This is a genomic window from Ruegeria sp. YTSA105 (assembly GCF_059610225.1).
The window spans coordinates 53,075-65,842 of sequence record NZ_JBXWNE010000002.1; the positions used below are offsets into that span (position 1 = coordinate 53,075).

Genomic DNA, 12,768 nt, shown 5'->3' on the forward strand with positions numbered 1-12,768 from the left:
GCAGTTGCAGCTTTGATATCGAATTGAGTGCATATGAACAACAAAACCGCCATGAACAAGCATGCAAAATCATCGTTTGCCTATTTTTTAAGCAGATGAAACCGAGTGATTGCCTCTGCTTTCACCGCACCCTAAACATTGCCCTTAACTCGTCGGAGAGCACGACACATGACGACCGCAGCTATCATTGTCGCCGCAGGACGCGGTCAACGCGCCGGAGGCGGCACGCCAAAACAGTGGCGCCATCTGGCAGGTCGTCGAGTGGCCGACTGGACCATCGACCGATTCCGCGGGCAAGTCGATCACATCGTCCTTGTGCTGTCGAAGGAGGATGCCCCCGCCTGGGAAGAATTTGAAAGCGCCGATCTGATCCTCGCGGAAGGCGAGTCAGACAGAGCAGGATCGGTGCGCAGCGGGTTGTCGGCGTTGAACGGGATGAATGTGGCCCGCGTCTTGATCCACGATGTCGCACGTCCTTGTGTCAGCACCGAGATCATTGATGCCGTTCTGGCCGCTCTGGACAATTTCCCCGGTGCAGCACCTGGCCTTGCGGTGACGGACGCCTTGTGGACAGCAAGCGACACTATGGTCACAGGCACTCAGGATCGATCCGGGTTGCATGCAGCGCAAACCCCGCAAGGCTTTCACTATGACGCAATCGTCGCTGCTCACACCGCGCATCCCGGAGGTTCAGCGGATGACGTGGAAGTCGCGCGCGCCGCCGGGCTGGACGTCTGCATCGTGCCGGGCGATACGGACAACCTGAAAATCACCCGACCCGAGGATTTTGCCAGGGCGGAACGCATATTGGGAACGGATATGGATGTAAGGCTGGGGAACGGCTACGACGTGCATCGTTTTGGTGACGGGGATCACGTAATCCTGTGCGGTATCAAAGTTCCGCATAACCGATCGCTTCAAGGCCATTCTGATGCGGATGTCGGTATGCACGCAGTCACCGATGCGATTTACGGAGCATTGGCACAAGGGGATATCGGACAGCACTTTCCGCCCTCAGATCCCCAATGGAAAGGCGCGGCAAGCGAAATTTTCCTGCGCCACGCGGTCGAGTTGGCCGGGCAGATGGGATATCGTATCTCGAATGTCGACTGCACGCTGGTCTGCGAATACCCCAAGGTCGGGCCTCACGCCGCGGCCATGCGGGCAGAGATGGCGAAGATCATGGAATTGCGCCAGGATCAGATTTCGGTCAAGGCCACAACCTCCGAGCGTTTGGGTTTTACCGGGCGTGGTGAAGGAATTGCTTCTATTGCAACAGCTTGTTTGGTGAAATCATGACCGTTGCACAACTGATTGGCACTGTTTGTGGCGTCGGATATCTGCGACCCGCCCCCGGCACCTGGGGGTCTTTGGTTGCCCTGCCCTTGGTATGGGTTCTGCATACTCTGGGCGGCTTCCCCTTACTGGCGGTCGCGACAGTCGCGGTGTTTTTCGGCGGTCTGTGGGCCACGCGGGTGATGACCGCCGGGCAAGAAGACCACGACCCTTCCGAGATTGTGATTGACGAGGTCGCAGGTCAGTTCCTCGCACTTTGGGCGATATCCTATCCCAGTTGGGCGCACGGGATCGACATCACCGCGCTGTGGCCGGGTTGGGTGACCGGGTTCCTTCTGTTCCGCCTGTTCGACATTCTGAAGCCTGGTCCCGTAGGGTGGGCCGACCGGCGCAACGATCCCATGGGTGTCATGCTGGACGATGTCATTGCCGGCGTTTTCGCAGCCATAGGCATCATGCTGGCCGCCGGGTTCACGCACGGAGTTCTGGGGCTGTGACCGTTTCCGACCTGCTGGAGCGCGCCAAGGCGAAAGGGGTGATGATCGCCACCGCCGAAAGCTGCACTGGCGGGATGGTTGCAGCGGCGCTGACGGATATCCCCGGCAGCTCTGCGGTCGTTGAGCGCGGTTTTGTGACCTACACAAATACTGCCAAACAGCAAATGTTGGGTGTCCGCAAGGAATCATTGGATGCCCATGGCGCGGTTTCTGAACAGGTCGCGCGCGAAATGGCCGAGGGTGCCTTGCAGAATTCACAGGCGCAACTGGCAGTGTCGGTTACCGGCATTGCAGGCCCGGGCGGATCCGAGTTTAAACCCGAAGGCCGGGTATGTTTTGGTGTGGCCGGTGACGGCATCCCACCCATGACAGAAACCGTCGAATTCGGCGCATTGGGCCGCGATCGGGTGCGCCGCGCTGCGCGGGATCACGCGCTGGCACTGCTGTCAAAGGCACTTTTCAGCACTGCCCAATAATCGGGCATGCTCGACAATTTGACGCCCAATTAATCAACTCTTCAAAAAAGGCCCCTGAAATAGGCTGCTTTTTTGGGCTCTGCCTCTTTTTTCCCCAGTCGCAATCCGCTTCAAGCCCCGCCACGCATTCTGAAAAGGAGAGTGGCTGATGAATGGAGCCGATACCGCCTGGATCATAGTAGCAACCGCACTGGTCCTGTTCATGACACTTCCGGGCCTGGCCCTCTTCTATGGCGGCCTTGTACGCGCCCGCAACGTGCTGAGCGTGTTCATGCACTGCTTTAGCATCGCCTGCTTGATGAGCATTCTCTGGCTGGTCGCAGGATATTCCATCGCCTTCGGCCCCGGTGAAAGCGGGATTTGGGGCGGGTTGGACAAGGCCTTTCTGAATGGTGTAGATGCCGACAGCCTGGCCGGCACCCTGCCCGAAATTCTGTTCTTTGCCTTCCAGATGACCTTTGCCATTATCACCCCCGCCCTGATCGTCGGTGCTTATGTCGAACGGGTTGGCTTTGGCTTTGTTCTGACCTTCTCGGCCCTGTGGATGCTGCTGTGTTATGCGCCCGTGGTCCATTGGATATGGGGCGGCGGAATGCTGAGCGATGGCGGCATTTTTGGCGAGATTGGTGTGCGAGATTTCGCCGGTGGCATCGTGGTGCATGAAACGGCAGGTCTGGCCGCTTTGATCATTGCCGTTGCACTCGGCCCGCGCCGCAACCGCACGACGCCTCCGCATAATCCTGGCTATGTCATGATCGGCGCCGCAATGCTGTGGGTCGGCTGGTTTGGGTTCAACGGCGGCTCGCAACTGGCGGCAGATGGTGGTGCGGCGATGGCGATGACCGTGACGCATCTTTCGGCGGCCACTGCATCCCTGACCTGGGCCTTGTGGGAGAAAATTCGCTTTGGCAAAGCCTCGATGGTGGGTCTTGTGACCGGAACCATCGCCGGTCTCGCCTCGATTACCCCAGCTTCGGGTTTCGTCGGCCCGGTTCAGGCGCTGATCATCGGCGGCGTCGCAGGTATCCTGTGTCAGGAAGCGGTCTATGTCATGCGCAACATTTTGAAAATCGACGACACGCTGGACGTGTTTGCAGTGCATGGCGTTGGCGGCATCTTTGGCACGATCATGATCGCCTTGTTCGGTCTGGGTACTTGGACCGCGCAGCTTGGCGGGCTGGCAATCGTGGGCGTCTTTACCGCTGTGGTGACCTTTGTGCTGATCAAGCTGGTCTCAGCCGTCACGCCGCTGCGTGTGGATGCCGAGACTGAGACCAATGGCCTTGACTTGTCGGTGCATGGCGAACGTGCCTACGACATGTCAAGCTAATCACCAAGCCATTATGAAAGCTTACAGCGGGCCCCATTTGGGCCCGCTTTTCTTTTGCCTGCCCCCTCGACTCTGACGGCAGCAGCAGGCTATCAGCCCCGAAGGTTTTTCAGCTCAGAGGTCCCGCCATGATCCCCAGTTCCTTTCCCGACAGCACCGAAATCGCCCGTCTGACCGCGCGGATGCTACTGGAAATCAAGGCCGTTCACTTCAATTCGCGCGAGCCATTCACATTGGCCAGCGGACTGCCCAGCCCGACCTATATCGACTGCCGAAAGCTGATCTCGTACCCGCGCATCCGGTCTACTCTGATGGATTTCCTGACCGTTACAGTGATGCGGGATGCGGGCTTTGAAGCGTTCGATAATATCGCTGGCGGCGAAACTGCGGGCATTCCCTTTGCCGCGATGGTCGCTGAACGCATGGCCCTGCCGATGACATATGTGCGTAAAAAGCCCAAAGGCTATGGCCGCAACGCCCGGATCGAAGGCGCGATGAACGAGGGCGAGCGTGTGTTGCTGGTTGAGGATCTGACCACCGATGGCGGATCCAAACTGTCCTTCGTTGATGCGATCCGCGAAACCGGCGCGACCTGCGGGCATACGGCGGTGATCTTCTATTATGGCATCTTTCCGGAAACCGAGAAAACTCTGGGCGATCATGGGGTGAAGCTGCATTCGCTGTGCACCTGGTGGGATGTTCTGGCCGAGGCCAAAGCGCAGAAAGCCTTTGATACGGAAACACTTGACGGTGTCGAAGCCTTCCTGAACGACCCGCGCGGCTGGCAAGAGGCCAATAAACCCTCCTAAACCTGTTGTGGATGGATTGGGGATAAGCGCCAAAGAATCGGCTGAGCATATACGATATCTGGTGACTTTTCCCCGCTTTCCTACATAATAGGCCAAGCACACCACAGCGTCCAAACTGTCTGGAAAGTTATCCCTAGGCCTTACCCCCAGTTAGCCACAGGTATTTCCAGATAGCTTGCAATGGCGTTTCGCGTATAGAACCTCGGGACGGGCAGCGGGGACAAAATGAACGAGATAAGCAGCATCGAGCAGGCAGCGGCACAGATCCAAAACGCCGATACCATGCCGCATTCTATTGAGGCTGAACAACAGCTTCTGGGTGCGATCCTGACCAATAATGATCTGTATGACCGGGTCGCCTCGATCATCGGGGCCGAGCATTTCTATGATCCGGTCCATGCGCGTATTTACGAGGTCGCCGCGACCCGTATCGCCAAGAACGCGCTGGCCTCGCCCGTCACGCTGAAATCTTTCATGGCCGAGGATGAAGGCCTGAAGGAACTGGGTGGTCCCGCCTATCTGGTCAAACTGGCGGGCGCGTCGATCAGTGCCTTTGCTGTGCAAGACTATGCCCAGATGATCTATGACCTGGCCATCCGGCGCGAGCTGATCCGGCTGGGCCGCGATATCTCGGACAAGGCGGCGCGGGTTGATGTCAGCAGCGAGCCCAAGGAACAGATCGTCGAGGCCGAACAGCAGCTGTATCAGCTGTCTGAACAGGGCCAGACCGAACAGGGGTTTCAATCCTTCCTCAAGGCGGTCACCGAGGCCGTCAACGTCACCAACGAAGCCTATCAGCGCGGTGGTGGCATGGCCGGGATTTCCACCGGTCTGACCGATTTGGACAAGCAGTTGGGTGGCCTGCACCCGTCTGACCTGATTATTCTGGCCGGGCGTCCGTCGATGGGGAAAACATCGCTGGCGACCAACGTGGCGTTCAACGTTGCCAAAGCCTATAAGCGCGGGCTGAAACCGGACGGCACCGAAGGTGCGATTGACGGCGGTGTGGTCGGGTTCTTTTCCTTGGAAATGAGCGCCGAGCAGTTGGCGGGCCGGGTTCTGGCCGAAGCCTCGGAAATCTCGAGCCACAAGATCCGCCAGGGTGACATGACCGAGGGTGAGTTTCGCCGCTTTGTTGATGCAGCCAAGGAGTTGGAAGCCTGCCCGCTGTTCATTGACGACACCCCGGCACTACCGATTTCACAGCTCGCCGCGCGTGCACGGCGGTTGAAGCGGACCCATGGATTGGACCTGCTGGTGATCGACTATCTGCAGTTGTGCCGCGGCATGGCCGAAAACCGCGTCAACGAAATCGCTGAGATTTCGATGGGTATGAAAGCCATTGCCAAGGAACTCAACATCCCGGTCATCGCATTGTCTCAGCTATCCCGGCAGGTTGAAAACCGAGACGACAAGCGCCCTCAACTGTCCGACCTGCGGGAATCAGGCTCGATCGAACAGGATGCCGACGTGGTGATGTTCGTGTTCCGCGAGGAATACTACAAAGAACGGGAAAAGCCCGGCGATCATGAGTTGGAGAAGATGGAAGAGTGGAAGCAGGCCATGGAACGCCTGCACGCCAAGGCCGAAGTTATCGTTGGCAAACAGCGCCACGGCCCCATCGGTACGGTCGAGCTGTCCTTCGAAGCACAGTTCACCCGCTTCGGGAACCTCGTCAAACCCTGGCAGCAGGACGGTCAGATCGAAGGCTACTGACCGTCACCAAAGGTCGGGCCGGTCAAATGCACTGACACAGCGTGACGGCCCCACCATTGGATCAGCCTGTGAACCGGACAGAGATTGCCCTAGCCATCCGATCGGCTGGCTAAGCGGCATTGGCGGCTGCGCGAATGCCTCAGAAATGGGCAGGAAACCGGTTTTGCCGTAATACGACGGATCTCCGTAGGTTATTGCAAAATCGACGCCTTGGGCCCGCAGTTGGTCCAGACCAAAGGTGATCAGCTTCTGCCCGATCCCACCCCGTTGCCGATCCGTCCGCACGGCCACGGGCGACATCAGAAACACCCGTCGCGGATCCTGATCAAAGGTCAGGCGTGAGAACATGATACATCCCAGAAGATCGCCCCCATCAGTTGCAACACATCCCTGCAGATCCTGATCGGGCTCGGTTTTCAGCAATTCCCTGATCAAAGATTGAATGGCCCGTCCTTCCTCGCCCCCCTCTGAAGCAGAGAACACATCATAAAAGAAATCAGGCAACCTACTGCTCTGGTTTTTGTACCCAAACGAGAGTTCAATCATGTTTTCATCCCAACAGGCCCCCTTGGGTATTAGTGAACGATCACCTTGACCCGATCATGGTTGACCACGATGTGCGCACAATAGTGATTTGGCGCCCTCAGATGTTCAATACGCAGATTTACGCTGTTTCAACCCGCTTCCCGGCCTCAAGGTGCCGTTATGCGCAACGTACAGGTCAATTATCGCTGCGACCCCCCTTGACCTGACGCGATCCAATGTCATGAACAGACGCATGAGTACTGCACGCTTAACGATCAATCTTTATACACTGGCCAGCAACTGGCAGGCGCTTGATGCAAAGACGTCCTGTGAAACGGGTGCCGTGGTCAAGGCCGACGCCTATGGCCTGGGCGCTGGTCCTGTCTCTGCCGCACTTGCTGAAGAAGGTGTCAGAAATTTCTTTGTCGCGGCTGCCGAAGAAGGTGCCGCCGTGCGCGAGGCTGTCGGACCCGACGCAACGATAAGTGTTTTTTCCGGGCATATGGAAGGCGACAGCGACCAACTGCTCCAACACAATTTGACGCCATTGCTGAATTCGCCCGAACAGTTCCGCCGCCATCGTCAGGCCTTGCCTGAACACGCCTTTGGAATCCAGTTGGATACCGGCATGAATCGCTTGGGGATTGAGCCTGCGGACTGGGCCGCGTTGCGCACAGAGATCGAGCCGCTTAATCCGTCGCTGGTGATGTCGCATCTCGCCTGTGCGGATGAACCTGACAACCCGATGAATCGCCACCAACTGCGGGTGTTCCACGAATTGACTGATGGAAGTGCGGCCCCCAGATCGCTTGCGGCCACCGGCGGTATCCTTCTGGGCAGCGATTATCACTTCGACCTTTGCCGTCCCGGTATCGGGATGTATGGCGGACAACCCTTTGCCGATGCGAAACCCGTCGTCACCGTCGACCTTCCGGTCATTCAGGTGCGCGAGGTCGAGCCCGGCGAAAGCGTGGGATACGGCAATAGCTGGGTCGCGCGGCGCAAATCCCGTATCGCCACGGTTGCGGCCGGGTATGCAGACGGGCTTCACCGCGCTATCGGAGGCGGCATTGATGCCTTTGTGGCGGACAGGCCCTGCCCTGTCGTTGGCCGGATCTCAATGGATCTGATCACCATCGACGTAACGGATCTGCCCGAGGATCCGGAACGCCTGCGTATTCTCAACGGTCACCAGACAGTAGATGATCTGGCCGAGGCCGCCGGCACCATCGGGTATGAAATTCTGACATCTCTAGGCGCGCGCTACTCTCGGGGCTATATCGAATGAACCCTCTTTCAATGCTGGGCGGGTTGGGACGTACAGCCCTGTCTTTGCTTGCAAATTTCGGCAAGGTCGCTCTGTTCTTTGTAGACGCGATTTCACATATTTTCCGCCCCCCCTATTATCCGCGCGAATTTGCGGTCGCTCTGATGAATATCGGTTGGATGTCCCTGCCGGTGGTTGGCCTGACGGCGATATTTACCGGCGGTGCATTGGCGCTTCAGATCTATGCAGGTGGTGCGCGTTTCAATGCCGAAGCTGTGGTGCCACAAATCGTAGCGATCGGCATGGTGCGCGAGCTTGGGCCTGTTCTGGGTGGTCTGATGATTGCAGCGCGGGTCACATCGTCCATCGCCGCCGAAATCGCGACCATGAAAGTGACCGAGCAGATCGACGCGCTTGTAACTTTGTCCACGCATCCGATGAAGTACCTCACCGCGCCGCGGGTGCTGGCCGCCGTTATTACCGTGCCGATTCTTGTTGCTGTTGGCGATGTGATCGGCATTGCGGGCGGATATATCGTGGCGACCCAAAGCCTGGGCTTCAACGCCGCGGCCTACCTGCAAAACACCATGAATTTCCTCGAATTTCATGACATCGTCTCTTCGCTTACCAAGGGCGCGGCCTTTGGCCTGATCACGGCGACCATGGGCTGTTACTACGGCATGAATTCGGGCCGGGGCGCGCAGGGCGTAGGCGCTGCGACCAAATCTTCGGTCGAGGCTGCCGCAATCATGATTCTGGCTGCAAACTTCGTTCTCACAGGGGTGTTCTTCTCGATATGATCCGGATGGAGAATGTACATAAAGCCTTTGGGTCCAATCAGGTCCTCAAAGGCGTCAATATCGAGATCCCCAAGGGCACCTCGATGGTCATCATCGGCGGGTCGGGCACCGGCAAATCGGTGGCTCTGAAATGCGTTCTTGGCCTGATCAAACCTGACAGCGGCACGATCTATGTGGACGGCAAAGATGCCACCAAAGGCGACCGCGATGCCTTTTTGGCCCGGTTTGGAATGCTGTTTCAGGGCGGAGCGCTGTTCGACTCGCTGCCCGTCTGGCAAAACGTCGCCTTCCGCCTGCTGCGCGGTTCGCTCAAACGTCCCGTGGACGAGGCGCGCGAGATCGCCATCGAGAAACTGCGCCGCGTGGGTCTGAAGGCGGATGTGGCCGATCGTTTCCCGGCCGAACTGTCGGGCGGTATGCAAAAACGCGTGGGCCTGGCCCGCGCCATCGCCGCCGAGCCCGAGATCATTTTCTTCGATGAGCCCACCACCGGCCTTGATCCCATCATGTCCGGTGTCATCAACGACCTGATCCGCGAGATCGTGACCGAAATGGGCGCCACCGCGATGACCATCACCCACGACATGAGCTCGGTCCGCGCGATTGCCGATAACGTCGCCATGCTGCACGGAGGTGTGATCCAATGGACCGGCCCCGTCGGGCAGATGGACGCCTCAGGTGATCCCTATGTGGAACAGTTCATCAGCGGGAGCGCAGAGGGGCCGATTGAGGCGGTGCGGTGATCGCGCAAGGGACGCATCAAGGAATGTAATCAGTTTCCACGGAAACTTGCTTTATCGATTTAGTTTCTCATGCTTCATTCTTTGGAGAACCTCTCGCAATACAAAAACTGAACAACCAGAATATTCGGAGGAACAAGAACTTGAAAACGTTTCTATTACTGGCAAAAGAGTTTGTGACCTACTATTCGGTTCCACTTCGTTTGATCGCCAGTATCTCGCCGGTTATAGTTTGGAAGTTTCTTTATCCCGACTGGTACTATGATTCTGCTTTTTCTAGGCAAGCCGATTTTGCCCTAATAGTCGTCCTTCCACTTACTGTTTTTTATATGTTCTGGGAGTTTTTTCAGCTAAAACGAGGGAATTCGAAGAAGAAAGCTCAACCAAAAAACACTTAAGCCCTAAAATTATGTTCCCGCTTGAACTTCGATGGAGCAAATGACCCTCCGCCTCGTCACCCTCTCCCTGCTGATCCTCTACCCCATCGCGTGGTTCGCCCCGCTGATGCGTGCGGGGTTCCTGCCCATCTTTGGCCTTTCTGAAATCAGTGTCATCACCGGGCTCCAGTCCCTTTGGAAATCCGATATCTTCCTCGCGCTGATCGTCACCGTCTTCGCCCTTTTTGCCCCCTATCTGAAAACCATCGGCACCGCCCTGATCCAATGGGACCTGCTGGATGCGCGCGTTCAACCTGCGCTGAATATTCTCGGTAAGGTGGCGATGGCCGACATCTTCCTGATCGCGCTCTATATCACGCTGGCCAAAGGCATCTCTTACGCGACCATCGAAACCGCATGGGGGCTTTACCTGTTTACGGCCTGTATTCTGGCCTCAATCGGCTTGGGTATTATTACCGAGATGACATCCAGATCACGAAATCATCAGACCTAATTGATTGAAAACGCTTATCTGAGTATCATCTTAATATTTCGAGCAGCCAGTTTCTTGTAGTGATCGGTCCGTAGCGGATCAAAAATTGTGTTCAACCTTTGTCCGCTTCGGACCGATATGTATCGGTTTGAGAAGGAGATCGTCGAACATGACCGCACTCCACACGTTAACATTACAGTTTCAAAACGCATTTTTACGACTGACATTTTTTCTGATTTGTTCCGCGGCTTTTCTGGCCGTCGCAACCACTATGCTATCCGCCCTGGGCGTGCTGCCATGGCTTTCCATGCAAGCCGGACTGGCAGGCGGTACCATCATCGACGCCGGGATCTATGTTCAGATTGGCCTGACCGCTCTGATCCTGATGCTGGCCTTCTACCTTCCTGCGAATGCCCGGATGATGGCGCTGGAAAACGCGCACCGTAAATTTGCGCTGAACATGCACGACATCGCCCATGCCTATCAGCTGGCCCATGCGCAGGACCGCAGCGGGGCATTTATCCTGTCGTCCGAATTTGATGCGGTCAAAGAGCGGATGGCCTTCCTGCGCCAACATCCCAACCTGCAATCGCTCGAACCAGAGATTCTGGAGTTGGCCGCGCAAATGAGCCAGATAAGCCAAGAACTGGCCGAAACTTACGGGGATACCCGCATCGCCCGTGCCCGCACATTCCTGCAGCAACGCCAGGAAGAGATCGAACTGTTTCAGCAACGGCTGGAAGAGGCACAAACCATTCAGCACGAGCTGCGCCAGTGGACCCATGATGTTGAAATCGAGGAATCCATCGCTCGTTCTCAGCTAACCCGCCTGCGCGACGAACTTTTCGAACTGTTGCCGGAACTGTCGGCGCAACTGCAGCAGCCCAAGGACGGTGCATCGAAGCCGTCGAGCGTCATAGCTATGTCGCCACCTCGCGCCGCCGAATAGGCGCGACGGCGCCCGCTTTGGACAATGGCCCAAACGGGCCTGAGGATATGGCGCGCTACCGGCGGAGATGAAGGCCCACGAGGGCTTGAAGAACCGCCATTCCTCGGGCACCAAGGGCGCCATGGCAAAGACAACTTTTTCATGCTCGGCCTGCGGTGCCACTCATTCACGGTGGTCCGGGCGCTGTGACGGTTGCGGTGAATGGAATTCCATCACGCAAGACGTACCCCTTTCGGCTGGCCCGGCCAAAAAATCCCTCGGTGGTAAGCGCGGCCAGTCTATCACACTCACGGACCTGTCGACCGAGGAAACGCCCCCTCCCCGCACGCTCTGCGGGGTCGAGGAGCTGGATCGCGTGTTGGGAGGCGGACTCGTCCCCGCCTCGGCCTTGCTGGTAGGTGGGGATCCGGGCATCGGCAAATCCACCCTTTTGCTGCAGGCCGCGGCCCGGTTCTCGCGTGCAGGTGTGAAAACCATTTACGTCTCGGGCGAGGAAGCCAGCGCGCAGGTTAGGATGCGCGCGCGCAGGTTAGGGCTTGAAGATGCGCCCGTGCAACTGGCCGCCGAAACCAACCTGCGTAACATCCTCACCACGCTGGAAGCCGAGAAACCCGGTCTCGCAATCATCGACTCAATTCAAACCATGTGGGCCGACAACGTCGACAGCGCACCGGGTTCAGTGTCACAAGTCCGCGCCGCAGCACATGAATTGACCACGTTTGCGAAACGACACGGAGTTTCAATCATCATGGTTGGCCATGTCACCAAAGATGGCCAGATCGCTGGCCCCCGCGTGGTTGAACACATGGTCGATACCGTTCTTTATTTCGAAGGTGAACGCGGGCATCAGTTCCGCATTCTGCGCGCGGTCAAGAACCGGTTTGGTCCAGCCGATGAGATTGGCGTGTTCGAGATGACAGGCAAGGGTCTGGCACAAGTCACAAACCCGTCGGCCCTGTTTCTATCTGAACGCGGCAAGCCTAGCCCCGGATCGGCCGTATTTGCTGGTATCGAAGGGACACGGCCGGTTCTGGTCGAGCTTCAGGCGCTGGTTGCCCCATCCCCCCACTCTCAGCCTCGCCGAACCGTCGTCGGCTGGGACAGCGGACGGCTGGCAATGATCCTTGCCGTGCTCGAAGCCCGTTGCGGCATCCCCTTTGCCGGGCTTGATGTCTATCTCAACGTCGCTGGCGGGCTTAAAATCACCGAGCCAGCCGCGGACCTTGCCGTTGCTGCCGCGCTACTCAGCGCGCGCGAGGACACAGCCCTGCCAACGGACACCGTCGTTTTCGGAGAAATCTCGTTGTCCGGGGCACTTAGACCGGCCCCTCAGACAGAAAACAGGTTGAAAGAAGCCCAAAAACTTGGTTTCACATCCGCCATAGCTCCGGCAGGCGGGAAAACCGGTACTGTGGCAGGTCTGACACTCACCCGGCCCTCTGATTTGGTAGGGTTTGTTGGCGAAACCTTCGGAGCAGGTTAAGGTAACGCCT

The 12,768-nt window shown here is 57.6% G+C and carries 13 protein-coding genes; 12 read left to right on the top strand and 1 reads right to left on the bottom strand.

All coding sequences use genetic code 11. The features are described 5' to 3' along the window. The first annotated feature begins 168 nt into the window (after positions 1–168). The 6 genes from AC2FH2_RS02875 (at position 169) to AC2FH2_RS02900 (ending at position 6,124) form a co-directional block, all read left to right on the top strand. Entirely contained in the window at positions 169–1,299 is a 1,131-nt protein-coding gene (locus AC2FH2_RS02875) for a bifunctional 2-C-methyl-D-erythritol 4-phosphate cytidylyltransferase/2-C-methyl-D-erythritol 2,4-cyclodiphosphate synthase (RefSeq protein ID WP_496822799.1), read from the top strand. Next, on the top strand, positions 1,296–1,793 hold the full coding sequence (locus tag AC2FH2_RS02880; protein WP_496822801.1) for a phosphatidylglycerophosphatase A family protein: 498 nt from the start codon (positions 1,296–1,298) through the stop codon (positions 1,791–1,793). The genes AC2FH2_RS02875 and AC2FH2_RS02880 overlap by 4 nt, the downstream gene beginning before the upstream one ends. Further along, positions 1,790–2,269: a CinA family protein gene (locus AC2FH2_RS02885; RefSeq protein WP_496822803.1), complete on the top strand. Its 480-nt coding sequence runs from the start codon at positions 1,790–1,792 to the stop codon at positions 2,267–2,269. The genes AC2FH2_RS02880 and AC2FH2_RS02885 overlap by 4 nt, the downstream gene beginning before the upstream one ends. Before the next feature lie 148 nt (positions 2,270–2,417). Next, a complete protein-coding gene (locus AC2FH2_RS02890) occupies positions 2,418–3,599 on the top strand; it encodes an ammonium transporter (protein ID WP_281972005.1) in 1,182 nt (393 codons plus the stop codon). 128 nt (positions 3,600–3,727) lie between these two features. Continuing rightward, the gene (locus tag AC2FH2_RS02895; RefSeq protein WP_142633501.1) at positions 3,728–4,408 is read left to right on the top strand and encodes an orotate phosphoribosyltransferase; all 681 of its coding nucleotides are present in this window, start codon (positions 3,728–3,730) and stop codon (positions 4,406–4,408) included. Positions 4,409–4,633: 225 nt separating this feature from the next. Continuing rightward, positions 4,634–6,124 carry a replicative DNA helicase gene (locus AC2FH2_RS02900; protein WP_496822804.1) on the top strand — a complete coding sequence of 497 codons (1,491 nt, stop codon included), beginning with the start codon at positions 4,634–4,636 and terminating at the stop codon, positions 6,122–6,124. Positions 6,125–6,127: 3 nt separating this feature from the next. On the opposite strand, the gene AC2FH2_RS02905 is transcribed toward AC2FH2_RS02900, so the two are convergent. After that, positions 6,128–6,670: a GNAT family N-acetyltransferase gene (locus AC2FH2_RS02905; protein WP_271947370.1), complete on the bottom strand. Its 543-nt coding sequence runs from the start codon at positions 6,668–6,670 to the stop codon at positions 6,128–6,130. Between the two features lie 232 nt (positions 6,671–6,902). Here AC2FH2_RS02905 and alr point away from each other — a divergent pair, with 232 nt between their 5' ends. The 6 genes from alr to radA all read left to right on the top strand — a co-directional run bounded on the left by alr (position 6,903) and on the right by radA (position 12,758). After that, positions 6,903–7,937 (top strand): alanine racemase, encoded by a 1,035-nt coding sequence (alr, locus tag AC2FH2_RS02910; protein ID WP_282027372.1) that lies wholly within the window; start codon positions 6,903–6,905, stop codon positions 7,935–7,937. Continuing rightward, on the top strand, positions 7,934–8,716 hold the full coding sequence (locus tag AC2FH2_RS02915; RefSeq protein WP_142633494.1) for an MlaE family ABC transporter permease: 783 nt from the start codon (positions 7,934–7,936) through the stop codon (positions 8,714–8,716). Before alr ends, AC2FH2_RS02915 begins: the two co-directional genes overlap by 4 nt. Next, positions 8,713–9,459 (top strand): ABC transporter ATP-binding protein, encoded by a 747-nt coding sequence (locus tag AC2FH2_RS02920; RefSeq protein ID WP_496693454.1) that lies wholly within the window; start codon positions 8,713–8,715, stop codon positions 9,457–9,459. The genes AC2FH2_RS02915 and AC2FH2_RS02920 overlap by 4 nt, the downstream gene beginning before the upstream one ends. A gap of 435 nt (positions 9,460–9,894) precedes the next feature. Continuing rightward, a complete protein-coding gene (locus AC2FH2_RS02925; protein ID WP_496822807.1) occupies positions 9,895–10,347 on the top strand; it encodes a paraquat-inducible protein A in 453 nt (150 codons plus the stop codon). Between the two features lie 148 nt (positions 10,348–10,495). After that, complete coding sequence (locus AC2FH2_RS02930) at positions 10,496–11,275, top strand: DNA repair protein (RefSeq protein ID WP_142633486.1); 780 nt, start codon at positions 10,496–10,498, stop codon at positions 11,273–11,275. Positions 11,276–11,396: 121 nt separating this feature from the next. Beyond that, a complete protein-coding gene (gene radA / locus AC2FH2_RS02935) occupies positions 11,397–12,758 on the top strand; it encodes a DNA repair protein RadA (protein ID WP_142633484.1) in 1,362 nt (453 codons plus the stop codon). Positions 12,759–12,768: the final 10 nt, after the last annotated feature.